At 69.7% G+C, this 25,978-nt stretch carries 21 protein-coding genes, 1 tRNA gene and 5 pseudogenes; 9 read left to right on the top strand and 18 right to left on the bottom strand.

What is annotated here, in order from left to right:
• Positions 1–35: 35 nt before the first annotated feature.
• From B7L92_RS42105 to B7L92_RS08755, 3 genes and pseudogenes are all read left to right on the top strand, one after another.
• Positions 36–386 carry a DUF6069 family protein gene (locus tag B7L92_RS42105; RefSeq protein ID WP_081236869.1) on the top strand — a complete coding sequence of 117 codons (351 nt, stop codon included), beginning with the start codon at positions 36–38 and terminating at the stop codon, positions 384–386.
• 59 nt (positions 387–445) lie between these two features.
• A pseudogene (locus B7L92_RS43630) lies at positions 446–1,643 on the top strand (IS256 family transposase); the annotation flags it as partial.
• Positions 1,644–1,887: 244 nt separating this feature from the next.
• Positions 1,888–3,015 (top strand): amidase family protein, encoded by a 1,128-nt coding sequence (locus B7L92_RS08755; protein ID WP_255310821.1) that lies wholly within the window; start codon positions 1,888–1,890, stop codon positions 3,013–3,015.
• Here B7L92_RS08755 and B7L92_RS08750 read toward each other — a convergent pair.
• The 7 genes from B7L92_RS08750 to B7L92_RS08720 all read right to left on the bottom strand — a co-directional run bounded on the left by B7L92_RS08750 (position 2,979) and on the right by B7L92_RS08720 (position 9,231).
• Positions 2,979–3,359, bottom strand: coding sequence for a hypothetical protein (locus B7L92_RS08750; protein ID WP_255310820.1), 381 nt, complete (start codon positions 3,357–3,359; stop codon positions 2,979–2,981). The two genes, B7L92_RS08755 and B7L92_RS08750, sit on opposite strands and share 37 nt — an antisense overlap.
• 427 nt (positions 3,360–3,786) lie before the next feature.
• Positions 3,787–4,779 carry an LLM class flavin-dependent oxidoreductase gene (locus tag B7L92_RS08745; protein ID WP_081236867.1) on the bottom strand — a complete coding sequence of 331 codons (993 nt, stop codon included), beginning with the start codon at positions 4,777–4,779 and terminating at the stop codon, positions 3,787–3,789.
• Positions 4,780–5,349: 570 nt separating this feature from the next.
• Positions 5,350–6,180, bottom strand: a complete 831-nt coding sequence (locus B7L92_RS08740) for a DUF429 domain-containing protein (protein WP_255310819.1) — start codon at positions 6,178–6,180, stop codon at positions 5,350–5,352.
• A gap of 489 nt (positions 6,181–6,669) precedes the next feature.
• Entirely contained in the window at positions 6,670–7,209 is a 540-nt protein-coding gene (locus tag B7L92_RS08735) for a hypothetical protein (RefSeq protein WP_255310818.1), read from the bottom strand.
• Positions 7,158–7,457 (bottom strand): hypothetical protein, encoded by a 300-nt coding sequence (locus B7L92_RS08730; protein WP_255310817.1) that lies wholly within the window; start codon positions 7,455–7,457, stop codon positions 7,158–7,160. The genes B7L92_RS08735 and B7L92_RS08730 overlap by 52 nt, the downstream gene beginning before the upstream one ends.
• A gap of 66 nt (positions 7,458–7,523) precedes the next feature.
• On the bottom strand, positions 7,524–8,537 hold the full coding sequence (locus tag B7L92_RS08725; protein ID WP_081236866.1) for an NAD(P)H-dependent glycerol-3-phosphate dehydrogenase: 1,014 nt from the start codon (positions 8,535–8,537) through the stop codon (positions 7,524–7,526).
• A gap of 58 nt (positions 8,538–8,595) precedes the next feature.
• The gene (locus tag B7L92_RS08720; RefSeq protein ID WP_255310826.1) at positions 8,596–9,231 is read right to left on the bottom strand and encodes a class I SAM-dependent methyltransferase; all 636 of its coding nucleotides are present in this window, start codon (positions 9,229–9,231) and stop codon (positions 8,596–8,598) included.
• A gap of 19 nt (positions 9,232–9,250) precedes the next feature.
• On the opposite strand from B7L92_RS08720, the gene B7L92_RS08715 reads away from it, so the two are divergent.
• The gene (locus tag B7L92_RS08715) at positions 9,251–10,114 is read left to right on the top strand and encodes an NsdA family TPR-like regulatory protein (RefSeq protein WP_497590777.1); all 864 of its coding nucleotides are present in this window, start codon (positions 9,251–9,253) and stop codon (positions 10,112–10,114) included.
• 1,248 nt (positions 10,115–11,362) lie between these two features.
• Here B7L92_RS08715 and B7L92_RS08710 read toward each other — a convergent pair.
• On the bottom strand, positions 11,363–12,010 hold the full coding sequence (locus B7L92_RS08710; RefSeq protein ID WP_081236865.1) for a hypothetical protein: 648 nt from the start codon (positions 12,008–12,010) through the stop codon (positions 11,363–11,365).
• 65 nt (positions 12,011–12,075) lie between these two features.
• Positions 12,076–12,555, bottom strand: a complete 480-nt coding sequence (locus tag B7L92_RS08705; RefSeq protein ID WP_081236864.1) for an ATP-binding protein — start codon at positions 12,553–12,555, stop codon at positions 12,076–12,078.
• A gap of 162 nt (positions 12,556–12,717) precedes the next feature.
• On the opposite strand from B7L92_RS08705, the gene B7L92_RS08700 reads away from it, so the two are divergent.
• On the top strand, positions 12,718–13,095 hold the full coding sequence (locus B7L92_RS08700; RefSeq protein WP_255310816.1) for an STAS domain-containing protein: 378 nt from the start codon (positions 12,718–12,720) through the stop codon (positions 13,093–13,095).
• Positions 13,096–13,452: 357 nt separating this feature from the next.
• Here the strand turns inward: B7L92_RS08700 and B7L92_RS08695 are convergent.
• Together B7L92_RS08695 and B7L92_RS08690 are read right to left on the bottom strand one after the other, a co-directional pair.
• Positions 13,453–14,039, bottom strand: a pseudogene (locus tag B7L92_RS08695) (SMI1/KNR4 family protein); the annotation flags it as partial.
• Positions 14,040–14,064: 25 nt separating this feature from the next.
• Positions 14,065–15,087 carry an MDR family NADP-dependent oxidoreductase gene (locus B7L92_RS08690; RefSeq protein ID WP_081236863.1) on the bottom strand — a complete coding sequence of 341 codons (1,023 nt, stop codon included), beginning with the start codon at positions 15,085–15,087 and terminating at the stop codon, positions 14,065–14,067.
• Positions 15,088–15,187: 100 nt separating this feature from the next.
• Between B7L92_RS08690 and B7L92_RS08685 the strand changes: the two genes are divergently transcribed.
• Together B7L92_RS08685 and B7L92_RS08680 are read left to right on the top strand one after the other, a co-directional pair.
• Positions 15,188–16,102: a LysR family transcriptional regulator gene (locus B7L92_RS08685; RefSeq protein ID WP_081236862.1), complete on the top strand. Its 915-nt coding sequence runs from the start codon at positions 15,188–15,190 to the stop codon at positions 16,100–16,102.
• Between the two features lie 294 nt (positions 16,103–16,396).
• Entirely contained in the window at positions 16,397–16,852 is a 456-nt protein-coding gene (locus tag B7L92_RS08680) for a hypothetical protein (protein ID WP_368656235.1), read from the top strand.
• Between the two features lie 138 nt (positions 16,853–16,990).
• Here the strand turns inward: B7L92_RS08680 and B7L92_RS41015 are convergent, their stop codons facing one another.
• Complete coding sequence (locus B7L92_RS41015; protein WP_170102187.1) at positions 16,991–17,164, bottom strand: hypothetical protein; 174 nt, start codon at positions 17,162–17,164, stop codon at positions 16,991–16,993.
• Between the two features lie 228 nt (positions 17,165–17,392).
• Between B7L92_RS41015 and B7L92_RS08675 the strand changes: the two are divergent.
• Positions 17,393–18,051, top strand: a pseudogene (locus tag B7L92_RS08675) (transposase family protein); the annotation flags it as partial.
• Positions 18,052–18,288: 237 nt separating this feature from the next.
• Positions 18,289–18,822, top strand: coding sequence for a hypothetical protein (locus tag B7L92_RS08670; RefSeq protein WP_081236860.1), 534 nt, complete (start codon positions 18,289–18,291; stop codon positions 18,820–18,822).
• A 686-nt stretch (positions 18,823–19,508) separates the two neighbouring features.
• On the opposite strand, the gene B7L92_RS08655 is transcribed toward B7L92_RS08670, so the two are convergent.
• From B7L92_RS08655 to B7L92_RS08620, 6 genes and pseudogenes are all read right to left on the bottom strand, one after another.
• Positions 19,509–19,581: transfer RNA gene (locus B7L92_RS08655), tRNA-Gly, on the bottom strand.
• 702 nt (positions 19,582–20,283) lie between these two features.
• A complete protein-coding gene (locus B7L92_RS08650; RefSeq protein WP_081236858.1) occupies positions 20,284–21,480 on the bottom strand; it encodes a cytochrome P450 family protein in 1,197 nt (398 codons plus the stop codon).
• A 1,002-nt stretch (positions 21,481–22,482) separates the two neighbouring features.
• Positions 22,483–23,127, bottom strand: a complete 645-nt coding sequence (locus tag B7L92_RS08635) for a DUF6000 family protein (protein ID WP_081236856.1) — start codon at positions 23,125–23,127, stop codon at positions 22,483–22,485.
• Positions 23,128–23,628: 501 nt separating this feature from the next.
• Positions 23,629–23,790, bottom strand: a pseudogene (locus B7L92_RS08630) (IS630 family transposase); the annotation flags it as partial.
• A 463-nt stretch (positions 23,791–24,253) separates the two neighbouring features.
• Positions 24,254–25,134, bottom strand: a pseudogene (locus B7L92_RS08625) (IS5 family transposase).
• 44 nt (positions 25,135–25,178) lie between these two features.
• On the bottom strand, positions 25,179–25,796 hold the full coding sequence (locus tag B7L92_RS08620; RefSeq protein WP_081236891.1) for a DUF1707 SHOCT-like domain-containing protein: 618 nt from the start codon (positions 25,794–25,796) through the stop codon (positions 25,179–25,181).
• Between the last annotated feature and the right edge of the window lie 182 nt (positions 25,797–25,978).

Genomic DNA, 25,978 nt, shown 5'->3' with positions numbered 1-25,978 from the left:
CTACGGCCCTGGCCCCCGTCCTGGCCCCCGTCCTGGTGTGGCTGGTCGCGGACCCACTGCTGGGGCACCGGCTGCGGATCGCCGACGGCGAGCAGACACTCGACATCGGCGCCGTGCCCGTGGCGGTCGTCGCACTGCTCGCATCGCTTGCCGGCTGGAGACTGCTGGCAGCCCTGGAACGGTTCGGGGCGCGGCGCGCCCGCACCGTCTGGACCGGGGTGGCCGTCGCCGTACCGGCCGTGTCCTTCCTGCCGTTCATCGGCGACGGCATGGACGACGGCACCCGGGTCTTTCTCGCTCTGATGCACCTGGCGGTTGCGGCGGTACTGATCCCTGGGCTGGACGGCAGGTCCCCCGGGGCGGGAGCCGGTGCCGCCAGGGGGTGACCGCCGGCACCGGGAGTGTCTGATCAACGGCGGATCTGCTGATCAAGGAAACGCCGGAGATGACCGAGACCGTTGTCGAACAGGAGTCCGTGGAAAAGCCGGCGGTCACGCCGGTGCCGGCCGCGTCGGATGAGCAGCCGGTCGCGATCCTCGTGGACCGGGCCCGATCCGAGGGGCTGCAGCCGACCGGCGAGGGCGGCCTGTTGCAGATGCTGACCAAGCGGGTGCTGGAGCCCACCCTGGAGGGCGAGATCACCGGTCGCCTCGGATACGAGAAGCACGACGCCGAGGGCCGTAACAGCGGCAACAGCAGGAACGGAACCCGGGCGAAGACCGTATTGACCGACGTTGGTCCGGTCGAGGAGGTCCCCGGGATCTGGCCGGCAGGTTCGAGCCGCAGCTCGTCAAGAAGCGGCGGCGCCTGACCGGCGTGGACGAGAAAGCGCTGTCGCTGTCCGCGAAAGGGCTCACGCACGGGGAGATCTCCGCGCACCTGGCCGATGTCCACGGCTGCGGAGCTCTCCCGGCAGACCGTCTCGACGATCACCGCCAAGGTGGTGGAGGGCATGGCGGAATGGTCCAACCACCCGCTGGACCGCGTCTCTCCGGTCCTGTTCGTGGACGCCATCAACGTCAAGATCCGCGACGGCCAGATCGCGAACCGCCCGATCTACGTCGTCATGGGCGTGATCACCGAAGGTACCCGGGACGTCCCGGGGTCTGGGCCGGCGACGGCGGCGAGGGCGCGAAGTACTGGCTGCAGGTGTTCACCGAGCTGAAGAACCGCGGTATCGACGACGTGCTCATGCTGGTCTGTGACGGACTGAAGGGCCTGCCCGATGCGGTGGAGGCCCTCTGACCTCGAACGATTGTCCAAACTTGTGGAGTTCACCTGCTGCGGAACAGCTTCCGTCACGCGGCCCGCCAGGACTGGGACAAGGTCGCCAAGGCGCTGCGCCCGTTTGCACCGCGCCGAACGAGGACGCGGCGATGGAGCGGTTCCCGGAGCTCCAGGAGGCGTGGGGCCGGAAGTGTCCGGCGATCGTGAAGCTGTGGTCCGACGCCTGGGCCGGGCTCGTGCCCCTCCTCTCCTTCGACGTCGGGGTCCGTGAAGTCATCTGCTCGACGAACGCGATCGAAAGTGTGGACGCCCGCACACGCAGGGCCGTCCGGGCCCGTGGGCACCTCCCGAACGAGACCGAGGTGCTCAAGTGCGTCTGCATGGCGCTGATGAGCCTGGACCCGACCGGCAAGGGCTGCAAGCAGGGGCCATCCTGTACAAACTGTTGTACGCACTTGCCTCCCGATCACGTAGAGGTCATTCATGCCTGCCCAGCAGCCGAGTCCTGCCGTTGCCGACGTGCCGCTCCTGGTCCCGCCTCGCCACGACAGCGGTGGAACGACAAGCGCTCCCCGCGATGACGTCTCGGCTCCAGGGGAGATCGACCCATCGGTCTGGCGTGTTGTCGGTGACCCGCTGGTCGCGGCGCCCAAGGGGGGCGTGTTGTCCGGCTCCCGGGTCGCGGTGAAGGACCTCTTCGCTGTCGCCGGCCATGCGATCGGGGCGGGAAATCCGGCATGGCTGCGCGAGGCGCCGATCGAGTCCGCCCACGCCGCGGCCGTCCAGGCCCTGCTGCAGGCAGGGGCGGACGTCACCGGTATCGCACGGGCCGACGAGCTGGCCTACGGCCTGTCCGGGCTCAACACGCACTACGGGATGCCGCCGAATCCCGCGGCGCCCGGGCGGGTCCCCGGAGGGTCCTCGAGCGGCTCGGCCAGCGCCGTCGCCCTGGGGCTGGCCGACATCGGCCTGGGCACTGACACGGCGGGCTCGGTGCGGGTGCCGACCTCCTACTGCGGGCTGTACAGCCTGCGGCCGTCACACGGTCTGGTCCCGGACACCGGCCAGATCGGTCTCGCACCTTCGTTCGACACCGTGAGCTGGATCACCCGGACACCGCGACTGCTCAGCCGGGTGTCCGACGTGCTCCTCCCGCGGCGACCCGCTCAGCCGATCAAACGGCTGCTCCTGGCCACGGACCTGTTCGACCTGGTGGGCCCGGCACTGCGTCTGCCGCTGCAAGACGCGGCCCACGCGTGGGCGGACCGGCTGGCCGTCCCGCTGCAGCCGAGGAGCAGCACCTGCGCCGCACATCTCGAGGAGTGGGCAGAGGCACTGGGTGTCCTCCAAGCCGTGGAGATGTGGCAGCTGCACGGCAGCTGGCTGAAGACGCACCGCGAGGCCGTCTCGCCCCTCGTCGCAGACGCCATCGCTGCGGGCGAGGGCATGCCGGTCGAATACCTCGCGTGGGCCCGGGACACCGTGAGCCAGGCGCGGAGCACGCTCGCCGAACTGGTCCCGCCCGGGACCGCGCTCGTACAGCCGGCGGCCCCAACGGCGGCTCCCCTGCCCGGCCCGGCCGTCACCGGCATGGCGCTGCGTACCGCGACCGTGCAGCTGATCTGCGCTGCAAGCGTGGCGGGCCTGCCGGTCCTGACCCTGCCCGGAGTGCGGAGCCCGGTCGGCCCCGTCGGGCTCAGTCTCGTCGCGACCGCCGGCAGCGATCGCGCCCTGACCGCCGCACTCGCCGATCACACCGCCGACTCCGCGGCCCTGACACCGTCCTGACACCCCTGCCCGCCTCCCTGCCGGAGGCGTGAGGTCCTGCCCCGATGACCACATCGGTCAGCAACGTTGTTCCTGCCGAGAACGTCATTCATCCGGCCCGGCAGCCGCAGCCTGCGTGGCACCTCCGACGGCAGCCGGTACGGCAGCGCCACCGGGAACGCCCGGCCGCTCGGGCTGAACCGCACCTTCTCCTCACCGAGTCGGCGCTCCGGCACCGACAGCTGGTGGCGCAGGGCGAGGGTCTCCACATCCGTGTCCCGATCGCTCATCGGCAGCAGGCGCAGCAGGGCGAACGCGTCGCCCTGCCCAGGTGGGCCGGTCGCAACAGCACGGTCGGTCCTCATGCCGCGTTGATCGACAGCCCGCGACGGCGCGGACCCGACCGACCGCGCTCGACACCCCGTACACCCCGCACACCGACTCCGACCAGCGCGGACGAGGTCACCGGCAAGCGCAGGTCCAGGTGCCAGGCTCGCGTCCGACTCGTTGTCTCTGCCGTGGGCCGGGGAAACTTCGGCGTCCTCAAGACCCGCAGACCCGCAGGGATGTTCCCCAACCGCCACTCGCGGCACTCCTGGGAACCTCCAAGGCGCTGATCGGAGCGCCGTCCGCAAGGCCACCCGAGTCCTTCAGGCCCTCGACCGCACCATTCCCGCCGGCGCCATCACCGTGACCACGGCCGACCAACTCGCCGCCATCGCCGACCACGTGCTGAGCCGATGAACCCGTGCCCGGAACCGAGGAGCTGTTTTTCGACAGCTCCTCGGCCCGTCAGGCGGATGCCTGTCCGCTGATTTCCGCCAGCAACTCCAGCGACCTCAGCCATGCCTTCCTGTCGATGGCCGAGGACACGATGATCAGCTCGTCCGCCTGGGCGAGCTCGGTGAAGCGGTCCAGGTAATCCTTGACCTCGGCGGGGTTGCCGACGGCGGTGTACTGGAGCATTTGCAGAACCTGCTGTCCGGCGGGGGTCTCGAGGATCATGTCCGCCTCCTCCGGCGTGAACGTCCGGCCGCCTCGGCCGAGCATCTGGGTCACGCGGTGGCGCTTCGTGGCATGGAGATGCTCCCGGGCGTCTTCCGTCGTGTCCGCCGCGATGACGTTGACGCCGGCGATGACGTACGGCTTGTCCAGTTGCGCCGACGGCTGGAATTCGCGCCGGTAGAGGGCGACGGCGTCCCGCAGCGCGTTCGGGGCGAAGTGGGAGGCGAAGGAGTACGGAAGCCCGAGTGCGGCGGCGAGCCTCGCACCGAACAGGGACGAACCGAGAATGTACAACGGCACGTCGGTGCCCTTGCCCGGTGTGGCGTCGACACCTGGGATGCGCGACTCACCTGCCAGGTAGCCCTGCAGCTCCAGCACGTCCTGCGGGAAGGTGTCCGCCGACCTGGGGTCGCGGCGCAGCGCACGCATCGTCTGCTGGTCGCTGCCCGGTGCCCGGCCCAGGCCCAGGTCGATGCGGCCGGGGTGCAGCGTCGCCAGGGTTCCGAACTGTTCGGCGATCGGCAGCGGTGCGTGATTGGGCAGCATGATGCCGCCGGCGCCGAGGCGGATGGTCCGCGTGTGCGCGGCGATGTGCGCGATGAGCACGCTGGTCGCCGAGGACGCGATGGTCGGCATGTTGTGGTGTTCCGCATACCAGATACGCCGGTAGCCCCACTCCTCGGCGTGCTGGGCCATGGTCACGCTGGCCTGGAAGCTGTCGGCGGCGGTTTCGCCCTCGCCTATCTGCGCCAGGTCGAGGATGGAGAGCGGGACAGTCACGGGTAGCAGACCTCTCGGAGAGACAGACACCGGTACGGGCGCGGGCACGCCGAATGCCGAGCGTGCCCATATCCGGGAACACCGATGAAGCCCGGGATATTTCGGCGCCCCTGTCCACCGGCCCGTCGGAGGCATCGAGCGGGAAGTCTGTCGCTACCGCGGGGATGGTGGCGGGAAGAGGACGGTCACGTCCGGGATGCGCTCGAAGGAGACGGACAGGATGACGACGTCCTTCACCCCGGCGGAAAGCCGATCAAGCGCTGAACTGGCCCTGGTGGCGCCGCCGTCACCAGGCCACCGCGCAACGCTGCCACTACCGTCGCCGCGACGAGGGAAGTAACGACCTTCCGGCACCCGAGGGCACGACAGCCGAATAGACTCGAGAAGCCACCTCTGACCAGCAGGGATGGCGAACTGCAACTGGAGTACCAGCCTGGATCTTGCATGACGGTCCGCCGACCGGACGAGGATGTTGTAGCCGGAGCTACCCCCGCGGGTGCGGGGACGACCCAGTCGTGGACGGCCAGGCACTCCTTGTCCCGGCTTCTTGCGGCCGCGTGCAGTGACCGGTCATCCGGCGCAGGTCGAGCGGTGTATCGGAGCCACGTCTTCGTGGTGCGGCAACAGCGCCAACGACCCCGGCACCGGCAGGTGGATCCAGCCCTCGATGCGGGCCTCGTCGAGCTCCGTCGCCTCGGGGCGGGCGGTCAGACCGCATGCCACCGCACGCGCCGTCAGCGCGCACACCAGCGCGTCGAAGGCATGCTCACTCGCGTCGTAGGCGTGCGCCGTCGGCTCATCGCACCGCAGCCAGGGTGCGGCGGCGAGCAGGGCGTCCATCCGCCGGGGGCCGTCGAGAAGCTCCCAGCGGTGCCTGGATGCCTTCGGGTACACCTCGGCGATCGGCCCGCGTCCCGTCCGGTCGACGCGAACGCCGCGGCGGTTGAGCTCGTCCTCCAGGTGTGCCCACCGCGCCACCATGGCGCCGATCCGGTCGAAAGGAGCCGGAAGCGGGGGCGCGACCGGGTAGATCTGGTCGCGCACGATCCGGTCCGTGAGCCGGTACCGCAGGTAGTCCTTGCGGTAGCGCTCACTGTCCTGGCCGCGGCCCGGCCACGGGTTCTCGGCGAGGTGCGCCCCGACCGCGCGCACGAACTCGGCCGGCCACCCGAACGGTGTGTCGACGCCTGCCTGGTCGCCGGGACGCAGCCCTGAGAGTTCGTTGATCAGCAGGTCGTCGGTGCATTTGAGCGCGGGTGGCCCGACCGCGGCCATCCCGTCCGCCCACTCCACCACCGACATCGCCGTTTTCGAGCGGTCGGCTGACAGATCGATCCCCACCGTGCGCATGCCGCCCATGGTGGCAGGTCCACATGCGCGCAGTCCCGTGGGTGCGGCCATGCGCGCTCCTCCCCGCCGATGACACTGCCACCGTCACGGCCAGGAGAGAGCCGTTCACCGACGCCGCCCCGGACCGCATCACCGCGACCGCGCGTGGCGGCCAGGATCCGGCCACGTGGCTGCGTCAGATCGTACGAAACCGGCTGGCGCCGAAGGATCTCGAGGACACGCTCATCGGCGCTCACTTCACGGTCGCTGCCCGTGCCGCCGCCGGTATCTGGCGGCCCGGATGCCGACGGGGGATGCAGCATCCGGGCCCGTTCAACAGCGTAGTCCTGCCAGACCGGACAACCACCACACTTCGCGTGAAGGGCGAAAGAGGAGCGAAGAGCCCCGGCTGTCCGAACTGCTCGGTACCACAGGCAAGGAAGGCGTGCTCGCGGAGGATTTCGCGTACGTCCTGCTCAAGCTCTCGGAAATGATGGGCTACGCCGAAGACGGCAACTGGCGCAGCATGCAGGAGAAGGCCGGCAGTCTGCGGAGGGAAGGTCAGGCAGCAAAGGCAAGGTACGTGCCGGTTGTGAGGCCGGAGAAGGTGATCAGCTGGCGTGGTTTGAGGCAGGTGAAGGCCACGTGCACGGCGATGCCGGCGGCGACCGCGTACGGCATCGTCTGCGGGATGAGCAGGGCGGGAGTCAGTACGATCTCCAGCGCGATGACGGCGGCCGCGGCCAGGCGCCACAGGCGGATGTCGCGGGGGGTGAGGTTGCCGATGAGGCGGCAGACGACGCCGGGGACGGCGTACTGGCGCCGGTAGGGCAGCTGCTGCCTGAGCTGGGTGAGGGTGTGGATCCACTGGGCGAGGTACAGGCCGGTGCGGAATTGCGGGGACTTGAGTTTCTGCCAGGCACTGTTCCAGTAGATGTCCGTGGTGACCAGCACCAGCAGGCACTGCGTCCATGTGTTGGCCGTGCTGGGCGCGTGCCCGGTGCTCAGCCCCTGGCCGAGGTCACCGGCGGTCATCAGGCAGGTGCCGGTCAGCAGCGTGTACCGCACGGCGTTGGGGCTCTTGAGGTACAGCAGCTCCATCGCGGCCCCGGCCAGGACCAGCAGCAGCGCCAGAGGAAGCTCCCCGGGGACAGATAGGTGTAGACGTTCACCGGCTCAGTGCGGCCGTTCCTGGTGCCGGTGAGCGTGACGACGATGGTGAACGTGGCCCGGCAGAACATCTTCCAGCGCAGCCAGCGGCCGGGCAGGCGGGTGAAGCCGGTGGCCATCCACGCCACCAGGGCGGCGGTGACGGCGAACTGGGCAGCGGGCAGCACGGATGCGGGCATGGCGAAGACCTCCGGGAAAGGGGAGGATGAAAAGGGCGGTGTGCGCCCTGGGGCGGGGTGCCGGGGTCAGTGCTCAGGCTTGGCGGACCGCTGCATCAGCGCGTCGGCGGCCTGGCCGAGCGTGGCCTTCTCGTGAAGCAGCGCGGAGATGGCCTCCGTGATCGGCATCTCGACGCTGTGGGCGCGGGCCAGGGCGAGGATCGCCTCCGCCGATTCGACGCCCTCGGTGGTCTGCCGGGTGGCGGCGGTGGCCTCCTGGACGGTCATGCCCCGCCCGAGGTGTGTACCGAAGGTGCGGTTGCGGGACAGCGGGGAGGTGCAGGTGGCCACTAGGTCGCCCAGCCCGGACAGGCCGGCGAGGGTCGTCGGCTGGGCACCGAGCGCGGTGGCGAGGCGGATCGTCTCCGCCAGGCCGCGGGTGATGAGCATGGCGGCCGCGTTGTCGCCCAGGCCCATGCCGTGCGCGATGCCGGTGGCCAGCGCGATGACGTTCTTGGTCGCGCCGCCGAGTTCGCAGCCGATCACGTCGGTGCTGGTGTAGGGCCGGAAGTAAGAGGTGTGACACGCCTGCTGGAAGCGGCGCGCGACGGCCTCGTCGAGGCAGGCGACGGTCGCGGCGGCGGGCTGCCCGGCCATGATCTCGCGGGCCAGGTTCGGGCCCGACAGCACCACGATCCGGTCCGTGCTCACGCCGGTCACATCGGCGATGACCTCGCTGGCCCGTAGCCCGGTGTCCCGTTCGATGCCCTTCATAAGCGACACGATCACGGTGTCCGGCCCGATGTGCGGTGCCCATGCGGCGAGGCTGTCCCGCAGGGCCTGGGCGGGGATGGACAGCACGAGGTAGTCGGCGCCGTCCAGCGCGGCGGCCGGGTCCGTTGTGGCCGTCAGGGAAGGCGGCAGCTCGACGTCCGGGAAGTAGGCCGGGTTGCGGTGCGTCGCGTTGATGGCGTCGGTGATCTCGCTGCGGCGGGCGTGCACGACGACGGTGCTGCCGGCGTCGGCGAGGATCTTGGCGACGGCGGTGCCCCAGGACCCGGCCGACAGCACTGCCGCACGGGCGGGGCGGTGCTCGGTCACTGCGGGGTCCTCTCGCTGGTCGCGGGCCGGTCGCCGGCGGGATGCGGACCGGGCCGGGTCATCGTATCGGCTGCCCCGGGGGCCGCCGGTTCCGTCGGGGGCGGTGCAGGGTCAGCAGGACCGCGCGGCGTCCGGGGAGCGCGGGGAGCATCCGGTGTGCCTCGTGCAGCATGTTGTGCGCCTGGTCGTCGCCCAGCTCGCGTCGCAGCTCGTCGGCGTGGTCGATCCACAGCCGGTAGAGCCGTGCCCACATCGCCGGTTCGGCGGGCCGCTCGTCGACGTGTTCCACGACGAGCCCGGCGGCGCGGGCCTGCTCCTCCCACCGAGGGGCGGCGCCCTTGCGCAGGGCCTGGGTGAGGATCAGGCGGGCGCCGGGTGCCAGGATGCGGCCGAGTTCGCGCATTGCGGCCGTCCGGTCCGTCGCGAGGGCGAGGGCGTCCACGCACACCGCGCCGTGCGCGCTGCGGTCGGGCAGGCCGGTGTCGTCCAGGGTGGCGACGCGGAAGGCGGCCCGGCCGGCGGGGACGAAGCGGCTGCTGCGGGCGGTGGCCTGCGCGGCGGCGACGAGTGAAATGTCGAAGCCGTGCAGGTGGGCATCCAGGGCACGGGCAAGCCACAACCCGACGCCTCCGGTGCCGCAGCCGGCGTCCACGAGGACCTGACCGGGCCGCAGCCGGGCGGCCAGCAGTCCCAGCAGGAGCCAGTCGCACGAGCTGGAAGCGGCTGCCGAGGCATACGGCTACGGCTACCACGGACAGCCGCCGACCCGGGCCCTGGCGGACCTGGTGGTCGACTTCGCCGATCTTCAACCCTACCTCGACAGCCCGCAACCGGTGTCCACGCGGGTGCGGGTGTGCCGCGCAGCCGGGCAGATGGCCGGAATGGCGGCCATCATGCTGCACGACCTCGGAGCGCGGAAGGAGGCCCGTGCCTGGTTCGTCACTGCGTCCACGGCCGCGAAGGAGTCTGGCGACCCACAGCTGCACGCATGGGTGCTGGCCCGGGAGGCGATGGTGCCACTCAACTACGGTGCCCCACAGGCCGCAGCCGTCCTTGCCGAGCAGGCCCGCCAACTCGCCGGATCCCGGCCGACCGCCGCGGCGACGTTGGCTGCCGCTGTCGCCGCCCGAGCCTACGCACTGTCTCGCCAGCCCGAACAGGCTCGCCAGGCGCTTGCGGCCGCCGACACGTTTATGGAGCGACTCGACGCCGACGCGCGGGCCGACACCTGGCTCACCCACGGCGAGCAGAAGCACCACGTCCACCTCAGCCACGCACTCACCGCGCTCGGCGATACCCGGCGGGCTCGCGAGAGCCAGCAGCGGGCGCTCGAGCTGTCCGCGCCGACCAGCACCATGACCCGCTCCCTGCTGGCCATCGACGCGGCCGCCTGCGCCCGTCACGACGGCGACACCCAAGAGGCGTGCCGGCGCACCGTCGCCGTCCTGTCCGGCCTCCCGGACGCCTACCGCACCGAGCTCGTCCACCGCCGGGCACTGGACCTGTCCCGCTCCATCCCAACCCAGCATCACCAGGAGCACGCCGTGCGCGGGCTGCGCGAGGTGCTGGCGGCGTAATCCGCCCCGCACCTCGGGCGTACCGGTGGCGGCCGGGACGGGCCGGATGACCCCCCGGGCACGGCACGCAAGGCGCGCAGCCGAACACGGGGAGCGGTCTCGGGCTTCAAGCACTACCACGCGGTGGTGCGCGCCAGCCTGGTCCGGCAGCAGCGCACCCACTCTCCCCAAAGCTGGGCTTCGGCGCATCTGCGGTTGGCAGACACGCATGCCGCCTGGCGTGCTGCGGTCGAGGAACGGCTCCCGAGGCCAAGCGGTGGGAAAACGCTGAATGGTGCCGACACCGTCTGGATGAGACGTACCGCCGGCTGTGCGCGCATCCGACAACGCATCTGACTTCCGCTCTTGAACAGGTGGTGCATGCCGCGGGCCAGGACACCGCGGTGCTGCGGCAGTGGATCGAGACCGTGGAACAAGCCGCCCAGGACACCGCGGACGCCGCCCTGCTCACCTGGTCCACACGCTTGCGGGACGCTCTCGCCGATGACGAGCCCATCCTTGCCTGCCTCGCTGCTCTGCTTGCCCACGGCCGACTCGGCACGACGGCCAGAAGCTGGGCCCACACCTACCACGGCCGGCGCCTCTGCTACTCCGACCGGGACGAGGAGGCCCTCATCGAGTTCGACCGCGCCCTCGCACATGACGCCCGCAACGCCCGACCTGGCCAGGGCCGTGCGGCGCAGCCTCGGCTTCGGGCTGCCGGAAAAGTGGCGTTACCCAGGGAGGCGGTGGAGAGCCTGGCGGTCAGCGGGCCCGAGGGGCTGTCCGGGGTGCCCCGGGGCGTCGAGGTGCGGTGGCAGCCGACGTCCTCCCCGCCAGCGCGGGGTGTTCCGACCTGCCCGGCCTCACGGTGCCGGGCAGGCGATTGCGCAGCTACAGGACACCGGCCTTTGGCGCCGGGACCAAGAACCGTCACGACTCGGCGCGGTCGCGCGCTGCGCAGTGTCGTGACGCGTGCTGCGCAGTGCGCAGTCCTCCGTTGCGCAGCCTGGACCGCCGGCAGTGACGTCCGGTACTGCTGCGGGTTCCCCTCCACCGGCCCGTGCTCCGGGTCGATTCGGTGGCGAGTCGGGCCGAGCGTCAGGGAGTGTCGCTGGGCCAGTTCCTCCTGTACCCAGCCGACGACTTCGACCAGCCAGTGTCCAGAACAACCCAGAAATTGAGCTTCAGGGAGAATGATCGCCAGGGTTGCGGTCGAGTCGCACCGGGCGAGCTGGGGTCCTCCCGCGCCGGATTGAGTCGCACTCCTCAAGCGCCCGGTTCTGGGCAGCCAGTCGCCAGGGGCCCGATGAGCCAGTAGTCGATCGTCACCCGGACGCCGAACGCCGTGCCGCCCTCCAAGGTCCCTTGGTGCATCGGACCGAGACAGGACAGGAGGGCGCGGACGCTGTGCTCGGCCATGTGACGCAGGGGCTCTGGGCCATAGGCGCGCAGTGCTGCCGAAAGCCCTGGACGGTACTTGATGGCAGTGCCGCCGGAAGGGATGCCCATAGGGTGAGTCAACAGCAGCAGCACGTAGAGCTGCATGTCATGGCTTACGGCGTCAGTACTGCGCAGTTTCTCCGCATCAGCGATGATTTTGTTGCGGTAGTTGATGGCGGATGGCCTGTCGGGCCTTGCGAAGTCGAACGTGTAGGCCGCCTTCAACTCCAGCAAAGCCCGCGGTGAGTCCCCCGCTGTATCGAGCACCGCCAGGTCGATCCAGCCGACCGTGTTCCTCCATTCGCGCGCCACCACAGCACCGGCAAGCCGTGTCTGAAGCGCCCAAGCAAGCCGGTCCCGCACCGTCAGCTCCGGCTTGCTGGTCAACGCCAAGTAGGCGAGTTCACCTGGCGCATAGGACGCCGCCACGTCCTCCAAAATTGCGATGAGGCCCTCGGGGCTGATGCGTTTCATGAACTACCTCCGCACCAGAAAAATGCCCGGGGGACACCGACTCACGTCCACGCCTCTGCGCCGCACTACACGGGATCCCGTCCGGCGATGTGACCGCCGGGGTCGTCCAGCAGGGCGATGCGAACGGTGATGCGTTTGCCGACCGGCTCCCGCTGCGCCTCGAAGCCCTGGGCGACGGCCATCACGATCTCCAGCCCGTGCTGCCCGACCCGGCCCGCGTCCGCGGCCCGGGCGATGGGCAGTACCGGCTCGGAGTCCCACACCGCCACCTCCACCAGGTCCCCGGCGATCCGCAGGTCCAGCAGCACCGGGCCGGGCGCGTACTTGCGGGCGTTGGTGACCAGTTCGCTGACCACCAGCTGGGTCAGGTCCACGGCGCGCTGCGAGACCGGCAGGCCGTGCTCGGCCTGCACCCGGGTGAGGAACTGCGCTGCCAGGTGGCGGGCGTGGGCGATGTCCGTGCCGTCGCCTTCCAGGGCCACCGTGATCTGTATGGTCTGCTCGTCTGGTGCGGTGCCGTCCTCATTCACCGGGACTGGTTCCATCACGGCCCGCTTTCGCTGCCCCGTTCACACCCCCGCGCGTACCCGCGCCCGCGCGGTACACGCTCCACTCCCCTGCGCCGGCTCCCCACCGGCACAGCAGCATCGCCCGGACGTGCAGGGCAGCACTTCGGGCCGAAGGTCTTGGTGTGCAAGTATCACCGAATGGCTGAGGAACGAATGACGGACACCGGGCAAGCCGAACAGGTCGGCGGACTGTCGGTCATGACCACCACCACGGACGGCATCCGCGTGCTGACCCTGGCCGGGGAGATCGACCACCACACCGGCGACCAGCTGCGCCACGCCCTGGACGTCACCGACACCGCCCGGCCCCGCATCGTGATCGACATGCGTCAGGTCACCTTCATGGACTCCAGCGGCATCAACATCCTCATCGCCGCCCACCGGGCCGTCACCGAGGCCTGCGGCTGGCTCCGCCTGGCCGCACCCACCGACTCCGTCCTGCGGGTCCTGCAGCTCGTCGGCATCGACGACATCATCAAATGCCACCCCACCCTCCACGAAGCCCTGGCTCCCTGACCGCTCACACACGTTTCACCGGTGCCCGACACCCTGGGTGGCTTCACGGGGCACGTAGAAGGCATCAGAACATGTCCTGGGTGCTGCCCGAGCCGATGCCCACACCGCCATGAACCCCCCGGCCTGACGCCAGACCCTGCTGCCGACCCTGGCCGCCGGGTACGGACGTTCGCAAGGACGCGCGACCCGTTGGGAGCAGCAGGACCGGGCTCGTCGGCTGAAGTGGGGTTCACGCCGCATGGCTCTCCGGCCTCATCGAGGGATGATCAAATCGGTGAGTTGCCCTGCGGTTGGTATCCGGCCGCGGTTGAAGACGACCGCAACGAACAGCACCACCACCGGGAATGGCATTGGCTGGGCATCCGCGAACCAGGAGCAGCCCTGGGCCCAGCGGGTCACCCACCCCAAGAAACCGGGCGTGCCCGGCATCAGGCAGGTACCCGGCCGGGTGCCGAAAGGTATCGCGCCGTTCTCGTCGGTCAGCCAGACGTAACCGCGCTGCGGACCGGTGACGATCAGGTGCCAGTACATGCCGCAGCCGTCGGTGCCCAACAGCAGTGAGCCGTGGTCGTACACGGAGGCTATCCGGTCTTCGAACCCCCGCCCGGACAGCGCCGTCTCGTCGCCCTCCGCCTCCCACAGCCACGCCGCCGTGAGAGGAAAAGGTTCGGCAAGTAGGCGCTCGGGGCGGCCCGAGCCCCAGTTCGAGGGCGTTTGCTCGAGGGCAGCAGGCCGTAGTAGGGCGGTCCCGCGCGCAGTCCGTCGCAGACCTCTGCCACGAATGTGCGATACGGCTCCGGAAGCACGATGCCGTGCTCCGCCTCGAAGGACCGCACCGCATCCGAGCCGATTGGCGGCAGCGGCTCGGGACGGGACGCAAAGATCTCGTGGAGGGCGGCCAACTCGGCTGGGTCACAGACTTCCGTGTTCATGCCGGTCATCATGCAAGATCCGAAAGAGACGGCCTGGTCAGCTCACGTACGGGGCTTGCGTCTGGTCCCGCACGATGATCTTCCCGGTGTTCCGGCCGCGCAGCATTCCCAGGAACGCGTCCACGATGTGGTCGAACCCGTCCACCACCGTCTCGTCCAGAGCGAGCCGCCCGCTCTGCAGATGCGGCACCGCGAACTCGTACAGTTCCTCCTGCACCTCGCGGTAGTTGCTGACCAGGAACCCCTCCATGCGAAGGCTCTTCTCCACGATGTCCGCGTAGTCGAAGCGCGGCAGCGGCGCGTGGGGGGTGTTGTACTGGCTGATCGTGCCGACGCGGACGATGCGCCCGAACTCGCGCAGCGTTCCTACTGCGGCGGCCAGTTGCTCACCGCCGACGTTGTCGACGAACACGTCGATGCCGTCCGGCGCGGCCTTGCCGAGCAGGTCGGCGGCGGGCCCGTCGTGGTAGTCGAAGACCGCGTCGTAGCCGACCTCCCGCGTGAGATGGTCGGCCTTCGCCGCCGAGCCCGTGCTGCCCACGAGCAGGCCGGCGCCGAGCAGCCGTGCGAACCGCCCGGCGGCCGTGCCGACCCCACCCGCGGCGGCTGATACGAACAGGTTCTCACCCTTCTGGAGCCGGGCGATCCGGGTCAGAGCCACATAGGCGGTCAGGCCGGTGCCACCGAGGATGCCCAGGTGTGCGGTCAGGGGCACCCCGTCGAAGAGGGGCAACCGCCGGATCTCCTCAGGCGTGACCACCGTGTGCGTGCGCCAGCCCTGCCGGTGGAACACGATGTCGCCCTCGGCCAGCCGGGGCGTGCGCGAGGCGATCACTCGCCCGATGGTACGGCCCTCCAGCGGGGCGCCGAGTGCGAAGCCGCCGGGCACGTCGTCCATCATCTCGCGGTGATACGGGTCGACGGACCAGTAGAGGTTTTCGACCAGTGCGCTCCCGGCTGCGGGATCCGGAATCGTGGACTCGACGAAGGTGAAGTGCTCGGCGGTGGGGAAGCCGTGAGGGCGGGTGATCTGGTGCACGGTGAGCGCGGTGTGGTTCATGACTGGACCGTAGGGCGGGAATGCGCCCGGTGGGCAGCCGGTTGGGCTCATGCGACATCCCGTTCCATGAGCAGTTCTCATACATTGAGGTGAGCGACCCGTGGCCCGCACAACCGACTCCGATCTCGCCCCGCACGAACTTCGAGTGCTGGTGGCGGTCGCGGACACCGGCGGCTTCTCCGCCGCGGCCGGAACGCTGGGGCTGACTCAGTCCGCGGTCTCACACTCGATTCGCAGCAGCGAGCGCAAGACCGGTGCCGTGCTCTTCGAACGCGGCCGTGCCGGCGCCCGCCCCACCCCTGCCGGGGAGAAGGCTGTGGCATACGCCCGCCGCATCCTGCGCCTGCTGGACATCCTCACCGCCGAGGCGCGCGGCGCGGTCCGGCCCGACGTGCCGGAGGGGCCACTGCGGATCGTGGCCTTCCGCAGCGCGGCTCTCCACCTGCTGCCACCCGTCCTTCAACGGCTGCGCGCCCGGCATCCCGGGGTCGAGCCGCAGGTGCGGATCGTACGCGAGGTGGGGCGCGGCAGCGCCGGTGAGGTATCCGACGGAAAAGCCGACATAGCCATCGCCACACTGGGTGGTTCCGTACCCCTCCCACCGGGCCTGGTCGCGAACGGGCTCTTCGAGGAACCGTATGCCCTCGTGCACACGGCGGAACACAATGCCCCGCGCTCGCTGCCGTTGGTCGACTGGGCCGAGAACTGCAGCTCGTACACCCGCGACTGGTGGGCCGCACAGGAGTGGATCCCGAAGGCGACCGTCGAGGCCGAGGACGACGGAGCGGTGCTCTCCCTGGTGAGCGGAGGCCACGGAATGGCGATCATGCCCGCACTCTCCCTGGCCGGAGCACCGAACTCGGTCGGGATCGTCGATCTCGGCCCCGAGCGCCCGACGCGCCAGGTCGGCTACGTCACCACGTCCCAGCTGGCCGGAACCGCTGTTGTGCGTGCCTTGGTGAGGGAACTGCGCGCCACGCCGCCTCCGGGGCTGAGCTTCCCCCATAACTGCTGACAAGTTGTTCCTCGAGGAGGTCGGGCGGTCACGCTGCACCCGCGAAGCGCACCCGTGACCTCGGCCGCCGCGGCGAGTCCCCCACGCCAGCCGGCCCAGGGGCCGGCGGCGTGACCGGCGAGCCGACGAAAGGCCCTGTCATGCCACAAACCCAGCCCCCGCCACCGAACTGGCGTCGCAATACCGTGCTCGGGTGACCGGCGACCTTGAGCGCAACATCAAGGAGCAGGAGCGCATCAGGGTGGAAATCACCGCTCTTCAGGAGTGGTTGACTGCCCTGAGCAGGACCACACCGTGCTGGTGACCATGCAGCAGGTACTCGGCATCACCATGGCGCCGGCCAAGCCCGCAGCCGGGTCCGACAGTGCCGCCCTGTCCTCTCCCCGGAAGGCGGCGGCCGCCGAGCCCGGCAAGCGAGCCGCGAGGAAGGCCGCCGCCGGGAAAACCGCGACCAAGGCGTCAGGCACCGCGAAGACGGCCCGGCCCGCCCTGGTCGACCTCATCCGCCACCACCTCGCACAGCAGAGCGAACCGCGCTCGGCTGCGGAGACCTCCGCCGCGCTCGGCCAGGCGCATCCCGAGCGCGACATCAAGACCAAGGGCGTCCGCGTCGCGCTCGAAGGACTCGTGGCCAAGAGCCAAGTCCAGCGCACCAAGCAGGGCGTCTCGATCTTCTATACCGCCCCCGCCGCGCCGGAGCCCACGGCTGCCGCCCAGGCCGAGAAACGCCCCGAAGACGCCAGCCGCTGAAACGTGGGCGGGCGTTCTTTCGTCACTCGCCCCCGTCTGCCGGCGGCAGGGCCGATGGGACCACCCGGCGGGTCGCCTGCCGCCACCCGAGCACCGAACTCGGCTTGCGCGCCGCACCGCCGACTGAGGGGTCCAGGGTCAGCGTCGGCTCCTGGAAGCCCAGCCAGCACCGATTCCCGCCACATGCAGGGCCAGGGCGGTCAGTCCCAGTAGCATCACATTCGTCGAAGAGAACACATCGTTGGTGCCAATGTCCGCAGCGTTGATCAAAAAAGCGAAGAAGAACAGCACCGCGGCCACTATGCCAAGCATGAGCAGGCTCCTCTCGGACGGTTGAAGCCCGTATGCCCCGGCAGCTCCCCTACAAGCCGGGGCGCAGACAGTGACCCCTTTCCAACCCGCCTCTGAAGTTCGGCAGTTGTGCTGACAACGTGGTGAAGTCCCTGGTAGACGGGTTTTCGACCAAGAGAGCCATCCCCACGAGAGGCTTCACATGCTTGTCTACCTTCCCCAAGCTCTCGGCTTCTCCCCCGGCTACCGCTGGGAGGTGCCCCCGAGCAGGGGAAACCCCATCGCGTCGACGTACCCGGCTCTGCCCTCCGCTTCCTCACGCAGCAGGTGTGGCGGCACCACCGTGCGATCGGTTCCCGTTGGCGGCGCCTGAGCGCCGGCCGCCAGGCCTGCCGGCACTCACCCATCTGCGGGTGGGGCACACACAGGCCCAGATCACGACCGGGTTCGGCGTCGCAGCCACGAGGGCCTACCGCCATGTCACCGAGACTGTCCAGCTCCTGGCCACCCTCGCGCCCGGCCCCATCGACGCGTTGGGGGCCGCTTCGGTGAAGGCGTATCTGATCCTGGACGGCACGCTGCTGCCGATCGACCGCATCGCCGCGGACCGGCCGTGCTGCTCCGGCGAACACAAGAGACACGGGATGAACGTGCAGGTCGTCGCGGATCCCTTCGGCCGGCTGTTGCGGCCCTGCCCGGCGCCGTCCACGACGTCCGCGCGGCCCGTGCCCACGGCACCGTCGGGGCCGGCCTCCGGTGCTGGGCCGACAAAGGGTTATCGGGGGGCCCCCAACACGGTCCGCATCCCGTGCTGGAGGCGGTGGGAGGCCCTCTTCGTAGGCCAGCAGGCGGTGAGCCGGTCCCACGTAAAGATCCGGGCCCTCGTCGAGCAGGCCGTCCTCACCCTTCATCTGACCAGCTCAGAGTGAAGGTGGAAAAGGCTCGATCACTGAACTTGCACGTCAAGACCTCTCCAGCTACCGCAGCTCCACGAAAACCCCAGCTCAGAGACGCACCGCACCATAGTCGCGAGTCCTGAAACGATCACTAGACTCCCAGGTCAGCGCTTCGCTCACCTAGTGATCGTTAACGGATTTGTCGGATGCGGGTCCAGATGCCCGCGCTTTTCGGAAAAGGGAAAACGCATGTGGAGTGCTCAGGACGTGGCGCGGGATGAGGTCCGGCGTCAGGCGAGTGGCCTGGATGTCGCCGCCGTTGCGGAGAAGGTCGCGGAGGCCGCTGTCCGTGAGCGGGAGACCGCGGAGCGGTTGAGGGGGAACGGTTCCTTCTACGCGTTCGAGATGGACCGGGAGCGGTTGGCTGTCATCTGGTTGGCCAAACACGCCGAGTGGCAGCGCGTCAGGGATTTGATGACTGCGCTCGGTTGGAGCGTGTACGAGCCGGAGCAGGATGTTCAGGGCTCGGTGTGGGCTCGCGAGCGTGAGGAACGGCTTGCTGGTGCGCTTGCGACACAGGATGACTTCGAGGAACAGGGGCGGGAGGGAGCGGATGAACTGCGAGCGGAGGTCCGGTTGTCCGCCGCGCCCAGTCGGCTGGTCCAGACGGTGGCCTACCGGGCGGGGCTGTCTCCCTCTCAGGTCCTGGCCCAGCTCGCCGAGCGGATCGTCGTGGGCGAGGACGGTACGGTGTCCGTCCCGCCCTTCACACCGTCCCAGTGACTCCCGAAGCGAGCGGAGAGCGCGGCATCAGGACCAAGGCCGTCCGCGTCGCGCTCGAAGGACTCGTGGCCAAGAGCCAAGCCCAGCGCACCAAGCAGGGCGCCTCGGTCTTCTACACCCCCACACCGGCGCCATCGCGCCGGCAGCCTCCTCCGCCGAGACGGTCCGGCTGTTCGGTCCCACCCGTGCGGGACTGCTCGCCGCTCTGACGCAACCGGCCTCCACCACGCAACGAGCGGCACGTCACTTCCTCAGCTTCGCCACAGTCTCGTACCACCTCGGCGTACTGCACCGGGCCGGCCTCGTCACCCGCGCCCGGTCCGGCCGGTCGGTGCTCTACCGCCGCACGCCCGAAGGATCCCGCCTGACGAGAAACCGGTAGGGCGGGCTGCCCGGCACCGGCACCCGTCGGAAGATGACGGATCCGCACTGGTGCGTTTCTGCAGCAGCGCAGGCCCGCAGCAACTCCGCCCGCACCGCCCGCTTGCATTGAGAAGCGCACCTGCTCCGGCCGGCGGGTGTGCGTGACCCGCAGCGGCGGCTCCGTCCACGACCTGCGCGGCTCCGGCCTCAACGACCGGGCCCGCTCGACGGGGATCCACCGCGACGACTTCGGCCGAACATCCCGGCGGGCGGACATGAAAAAGACCCCCGGCCCTGCTGTTCAGGGCCGGGGGTCCTCCTCATGGAGCGCCGGGCAGGCCTTGCACCTGCATCTCCCCGTAGGAAGCGGGGCGTCTTTCCTTGGACCACCAACGCACAGCCCACCACCGGCGAACCCGGCGGCATGCTCAAGATCCACTCTACCCCAGTCGCAGCAGGCAAGACACAGCCAGGACGACTTCCGCCGACTTGCCGGGCGACACCCGGAACCGGGAGCCGTCCCCGTCTCCCATTCGCGCGCACCGCCGGCAAAACGGCGCTCCCGGCTCCCGGCTCCTGGCTCCTGGCTCCCGCCCCAGCACGCCACCGCCGAAGCAACCCCTGTACCTGCTGGACCCGCCCGACTACCCGCAGCACCAAAACATGCGCGCGGGCGACGCGTACCCACCGCAGGTGCACGCCGCTCGAGCGTCTCGCCCCCAGCCGGATGCCGTCCCGCCGCGGCCGGACCGCCCACCCCGCTTTCTCCCACCCGGTGACACCTCCACCCGCCGGACGGCACTGAGACGCCGTCGCTTCTCGTGAACATCGAACACGGCGCAGCCACGGCGCCTCCCGGAGCCGTGAACAGTCGCTGCCGAGACCGGCGAGCAGAAGCGGCTCCGACACCGGCCGTCCCCGGCACCAGCCGCCCCTGCGGCATGCCGGCTGCAAAGGACCCACCGCCGTCCAGTCGTCCCGGCCTTCGACCGGACGGCCGACAGGTTTCGGACCCGGACGCCGAAGGTTCCGTCGCGCAGCCCTGCAAAGGCAACAGAGGCCTCCGGCGGACCCGGACGGTCCGCCTGCGCCGTCGACCTACCCGCTGAAACGCACGGGCAGGCTGCGCGGACCGCGGATCATCATCCCCGGCCGCCAGGTGATCGCCGCTGGGTGGATGTCCAAGGTCAGGTTAGGGCAGCGTTCCAGCAGCGTCCTGACGGCGATCCGCGCCTCCAAGCGAGCCAGTGGGGCTCCCAGGCAGTGGTGGATGCCATGGCCGAACGCCACATGGCCGCGGGCATCACGGAAAATGTCGAAGCGGTCGGGGACGGGAAAGCGGGCGGGGTCGCGGTTGGCGTCGGCCATCGCGATCAGAACGAGTTCACCGCCCCCGGGAATGACCGTGTCACCGATCGTCACCGGCCCGGTGGTGAAGCGGAACGTGGGGGTCTCCACAGGACCCTCGTAGCGGAGCATCTCTTCGACCGCGGCGTCGGTCAGGGAGAGGTCCTCGCGCAGGGCGGCCAGTTGACGCGGGTGGGTGAGCAGGGCGAGGACGCCGTTGGAGATGAGGTTCACGGTGGTCTCATGGCCGGCCACGAGTAGCAGCCAGGCCATACCCAGGAGTTCCTCCCCAGACAGCCGGTCGCCGTCCTCGTCGGAGTCGTGGATCAGCGCACTCAAGAGGTCGTCGCCGGGCCGTTTCCGCTTGCCCTCCACCAGGTCCGCCATGTACCGCGCCATCGAACTCGCCGCGGCCGTGCGCTCTTCGGGATCGGTGGCACCGAGAGCATCGTTCGACCAGGTCCTGAAGGACTCACGGTCCAGGTCCGGTACGCCGAGGAGTTCACAGATCACGGATATCGGCAACGGGAAGGACAGCGCCTCGACAAGGTCGGCGCGCCCACCGGGGGCGACGAGCATCCGGTCCAGCAGCACGTCGGCGGTCTCCTGGATGCGCGGGGCGAGTTCCTGCACCCGGCGCGCGGTGAACTCCCGGGCGACCAGTTTGCGCAGCCGCGTGTGGTCCGGAGGGTCGGCCCTGAGCATGTGCGGGCCGGAGGAGACGGAGCCCAGCGGCAGGGAGGGAGATGCCTTGCCCCAGTCCTTCGAGAGCCCGGGGTCGGCGAGTGCGGCACGCCCGGCCTCGTATCCGACAACCAGCCAGGCTTCCGCTCCCCCTTCCGGTATCCGGATGCGGTGCACCGCGCCCCGGGCCCGCAATCCGGCGTACACGGGGTAAGGGTCGCGGGTGAAGGACTCGCCCAGTGCGGCGAGATCGATGATGTCCATGACGCTGCCCTCTCGTTCGTAGGGACGGGTACGGATATCCGCTCGGATGGCACCGCGTTCGACAGGACTCCACGCCCCGGCCGAGACTGCGACCGGTCCACGGCGGCATCCCCTCCCGCGAACGCGCTCGCCCCGACGGCGCCGTCCGGTGACCGGCTCCTCGGCATCCACGGCCACATCGGAACGGGCAGCATCCCTCTGCACTCCCCGGGGCGGTCGCCGTCCACCGCTCACTGCACGGCTGACCACTCAGTCCGCCCGGACGACGAAGTACTGGTCGGCAGTGTCCGCGCAGGGCTCCCGGACGGCCTCGGCTCCCCCGGCTACAGTAGGGTCGGCGGCGCCGACGCACCAGACGCTCCGCGACGGTCGGAACCGGAAACCGGCGGAACCGCCCGGAGCGGGATCCATCCGGCACAGGGCCGCCCCGGCACAGTCGTCACGCAGCTCGATCTGCCCTTGACGGATCCACACCGGCCGACTCGAGGTCCATGCGCGATACCGGAGCTTGGACGCAGGACACTCGCACGGCCACCGCACTGTCGTAAACGCCGCCACGGCCCCGTCCATCCGTGAGGCACAGACCGAACCCCACGGCCGGGACGGACGGTGATCCACCCGCCAGCGGAGGCGCGCAGGTCCCCGGCCGCAGCCGCCGGCTCATCCGGTCCACCGCGACCCCCGGACCCGGAAATGGAGTACCGCGCTCCGCTCGGCGCTCGGAGCGTCCGCGGGAAACCGCAGGCAGGAGCTATGGACCCGGGGCGACCAGGCTCCGCATTCCGGACAGGTGGCGCCAGCCGTGGTGCACTGCGCGTCGACGCGCACGATCTCGATACCCGCGTCCACCGACAACACCGCGACGTCCGCGATCGACGGGAACAACAACTCCTCCAGACGGAGCACGACCTCTTCCACGGCCCCGAACTGTCAGGCCAACCACCTTGACCACGGCTCATTTTCGGGTGACTCCGAAGGCGCCCGGGAGTACTCAGCCGTCACTCACAGTGGCCGTTGCACGGAAGTTGTGCCAGAACCCATTCTGGCAAAGAGTTCAGCGCACTCGCCGGCGAAGGAACAGAGTTGGGCCACGACCTGCCGGTACTCCTGCGGATCCCGCACCATGTTCGGCGTGGCACCGGTCCACTGCTGCCACAGGCCACCGGCAGCAAGGTATGGGGATGCTCGTTCGGCCCCAAGGACGGCATCGAGGTGAAGCAGTGTGCTGAGAGCAAAGGTCTGGTCGTAGACGAGGTCGGGTTGAGGCAAGTAGCGATCAAGGTACCTGCAGACCAGGTCGGCGTCCGCGCTGGTGCCGAAGGTGGCAAGAGTGATGCAGTAGGCCCCGCCGTAGGGGCCTCCGCTGGCCAGCAGGAGTTCGCCGATGCGGCTGCGGAACTCGGTCCTGCCGGCTACAGCAACCAGCCAGGAGGCAGTCTTACGCTCTCGCCAACCGCCTTCGAAAAGGATGTTGAGCTCAGCGGGAGTGATCTCCCCGGCAGCCTGGACCAGCTCCTCCACGAACAGGTCGCGCTCAGGCCCGCTCAACCGCAGCGAGCTTCCCCCCAGCCGCAGGTACCGCCGGCCGGGCGTGACGAATCGTCGGACCAGATCCATCAGCTCGGGGTCGGTGTTGGCATAGCGCATGGCTGTATCTTTGCCCGGCGAGGACCCAGCTGCCAGCAGTTTACCCAGATCCCCGAGTAGCGATCGCTAGTGCTCCGACCCGGATGGTTCGCCGGGCGGCAGGGCGGCCCTCGACGTGGACCCGGACTCCACTCTGGCCCGGGCGACACCAGTGGCGCAGACATCTATTGCCGGCTGACCACGGGCGACGATCCCGACCTGGGGCCCGTGCTCGTGTGCGGGCGGCACACGAACCCCCACTTCCAGGTCCACTCCTTCGGAATGGCGGAGTTCCTGCGCAGACTGCTCACCGATGAAGAATTCCAGGAGGAGACGATCAGTGCCGTCCTTCCGGGAGAGCCCTCTTCGTCAACGGGCGTGAGCCGAAATGGTATGGGGAGGCGGACCTCGCCCCCTCCGCAGGGGAGCCCTGGTAGCAGCAGCCACTTTGGAACGGCTGACGGGAGCGCCTTGACCGGGCTCGGAATCAATGAGCCCGCAGAGATCACCGCTCGCGGCTGGTTACGCCGCCTTCAACGGCCGCCCACCCCAGCGGATGCCTTTCTCGCTGCGGATGCGGGCGCGTTCCTTGCGTTCGGCGGCCAGGACGTCGCGGTGGCGGGCGTGGGCGTTGCGCCGGCGCAGGTAGGCGTGTGGAGCCCGGGTCTGCACGGTGTAGCGGGGACTGGTGTGGTCGGCGGGGATCTCGGCGAAGAGCCCCCTGTACGCGTCCGGGGGAAGGGTCACGGCCAGACCGGCGGCGGCCAGCGCCTGCGCGAGTTCGATGCGCTTGGCTTCCTGCTCGGGGGTCGGCGTCGATCTTCTCCTTCAGGTCACCCACCACGATCGGCCTCTCCGAGAGGATCAGGATGCGCCATCCGTCCCGCACGCCGGGGACGTGGTAGGGAAAGCGGGCCGCGAGGGCGGCCTCGGCCCGCTCGAGGGCGGCGGCATACTGCGGCGGAACGTGGAACACGGCGGACTCCCGAAAGGCTGGCGGTGGTGGGCGGTGTCCACCGCGCGGAAGACGAGCCCGAGCCGGGCAACCCTCAGCACGCGAGAACGCAAGCCCGCTCCGGCCGACCGGCGGCCGGGGCGGGCTTGTGGCGTGGGCGGAGAGGCGATTTAGACCGTGTTTGAGATGTCGTTACAACGCCTGGCGTACCAGGGCGAGTTGGACGGTAACTTTGTAGCGGACGGCGAGTTTTTCGTAGCGCGTCGCGACTCCTCTGGCCTGTTCGAGGAGCCCAATCCGGCATTCGACTTTGTGCCTGGCCTTGTATCACTCACGGTCGAAGCCGGGCGGGCGGCCGCCGGTCGAACCCCTGCGAAGGCGGTGCCAGGCCTGGTCGCGCTTCTCCGGAATGGTGTGCGGGATCTGCCGGCGACGCAGGTACTGGCGGATCCGGCGGGAGGAGTACGTGCGGTCGGCCAGGACATGAGCAGGCCGGGTGCGCGAATGTCCGCCACCAATCCGCGGAACACTGATGCGGTCCATGGCCTCGGTGAACACCGGGGCATCGGCCCGCTGTCCAGCGGTGACCGCGGCGACCAGGACGTGAAACGAGACGTCGACGGCCAGGTGAATCTTGGTGGTCAGGCCGCCGCGCGAGTGACCAGCACGTGGTCGTCCGGCTCGGCCTCCAGGCCGCCGGGAGTCGCCCGGTCCGGATCAGCAGCCCTCTTTTTCCTCGCCCCGGCGGCATGCTGGTGGGCCCGGTAGACGGTGGAGTCGACGTTCACGCCCCAGGTGATCAGGCCCTTCGCGGCCGCCTCGGCCTGGAGCCGGGTGACGATCCGATCCCAAGTGCCTTCCCGCTGCCAGCGCCGGAACAGGTCGTAGACCAGATCTCAGGGACCGTAGCGTTCCGTCACATCGCGCCATGGGGCGCCGGTCCGGGTCCGCCACCGTATGCCGTCTACCAGCTGTCGCCGCGTTCACATTGGTGGGCGGCCCGACTTGACGCCTCTCAGCAGCAACGGCTCCAACCGGGCCCACTGGCCGTTCGTCAGGTCACCACACCCCACAGGACGTGATCATTTACGACCAAGATCCACTTTCGCAACACGCCCTAGCCCTGCGTCGGGTTGCTGTGCAGCTTGCGCCGTTCCCAGAGGTTGGGGTGGCGGATGACCACTCCCGCCATGCCGCCGGAGCCGGTGAGCCGGATCAGCGGAGTTCCCGGAAGCCGGTCGGGAGTGGTCTTGTCCCTCAGGCCGCCGACGCCGGGATCCATGCCGCTGGTGTCCGCGGCCCAGCCCTCGGGGATGACGATCGTGACACCGGCTGTCTCCCCGTACGCCTCCACCGCGACCTCCGTGAGGCGGCACTCGGCCCGGGTGAAGTCGACCTTCACACCCCCCAAGCCTCCGCGAGCGATCACGCGCCCGGGAACATCCCAGCGCCCGGGGCCTCGAGACGCGCCGTACATGCCGCCCTTGAGCACCAGCGGCGGCAGATCCTCAGCGGAATTGATCCTCGGCAAGTCGGCGGTCAGGACGGCCAACTCGGCGTAGGTCTTGGACTTCAGCGCCTGCTCCAGGCGCGAATCCAGCTCATCGAGGTCGATTCGCCCCTCGGCTGCCGCATCGCGCAGCTGCTCCACCACTGCTTCCCGGTCGTCGTGAGAGGCGCGGAGCTCTCCCGGCGGAGCAGGGCGCGGAGAGGGCTTCGGCGGCTGGGCAGTCATGGCCACCATGATAAGCAGCCGACGGACTGAGCGGACTGGGACTGCACATCTCAAACACTGCCTGATACCCCAGCCGTAGATTGTGATCTTCATGTCTGATCCGCGGCTTGTCGGCGGTAGTGGCTGGCCCGAGCTCGGGCCTGATGACGGCGTCGTCAGACGGACCAGCCGAGCCGGTGGGC

It is taken from the genome of Streptomyces viridosporus (genome assembly GCF_002078235.1).
Lineage (GTDB): Bacteria > Actinomycetota > Actinomycetes > Streptomycetales > Streptomycetaceae > Streptomyces > Streptomyces viridosporus.
Note: the sequence above shows the minus strand (reverse complement) of the source record. Positions and strands in the feature narration are given on the sequence as shown.

Coding starts and splice junctions, on each gene's coding strand:
- B7L92_RS08620 (WP_081236891.1), bottom strand. CDS start 25,796: ATGACTGCCCAGCCGCCGAAGCCCTCTCCGCGCCCTGCTCCGCCGGGA.
- B7L92_RS08750 (WP_255310820.1), bottom strand. CDS start 3,359: ATGAGGACCGACCGTGCTGTTGCGACCGGCCCACCTGGGCAGGGCGAC.
- B7L92_RS08705 (WP_081236864.1), bottom strand. CDS start 12,555: ATGGAACCAGTCCCGGTGAATGAGGACGGCACCGCACCAGACGAGCAG.
- B7L92_RS08690 (WP_081236863.1), bottom strand. CDS start 15,087: ATGAACCACACCGCGCTCACCGTGCACCAGATCACCCGCCCTCACGGC.
- B7L92_RS08710 (WP_081236865.1), bottom strand. CDS start 12,010: ATGAAACGCATCAGCCCCGAGGGCCTCATCGCAATTTTGGAGGACGTG.
- B7L92_RS08650 (WP_081236858.1), bottom strand. CDS start 21,480: ATGGACATCATCGATCTCGCCGCACTGGGCGAGTCCTTCACCCGCGAC.
- B7L92_RS08700 (WP_255310816.1), top strand. CDS start 12,718: ATGGCTGAGGAACGAATGACGGACACCGGGCAAGCCGAACAGGTCGGC.
- B7L92_RS41015 (WP_170102187.1), bottom strand. CDS start 17,164: ATGCTTGGCATAGTGGCCGCGGTGCTGTTCTTCTTCGCTTTTTTGATC.
- B7L92_RS08730 (WP_255310817.1), bottom strand. CDS start 7,457: ATGCCCGCATCCGTGCTGCCCGCTGCCCAGTTCGCCGTCACCGCCGCC.
- B7L92_RS08740 (WP_255310819.1), bottom strand. CDS start 6,180: ATGGCCGCACCCACGGGACTGCGCGCATGTGGACCTGCCACCATGGGC.
- B7L92_RS08635 (WP_081236856.1), bottom strand. CDS start 23,127: ATGCGCTATGCCAACACCGACCCCGAGCTGATGGATCTGGTCCGACGA.
- B7L92_RS08735 (WP_255310818.1), bottom strand. CDS start 7,209: ATGGAGCTGCTGTACCTCAAGAGCCCCAACGCCGTGCGGTACACGCTG.
- B7L92_RS08670 (WP_081236860.1), top strand. CDS start 18,289: ATGTGGAGTGCTCAGGACGTGGCGCGGGATGAGGTCCGGCGTCAGGCG.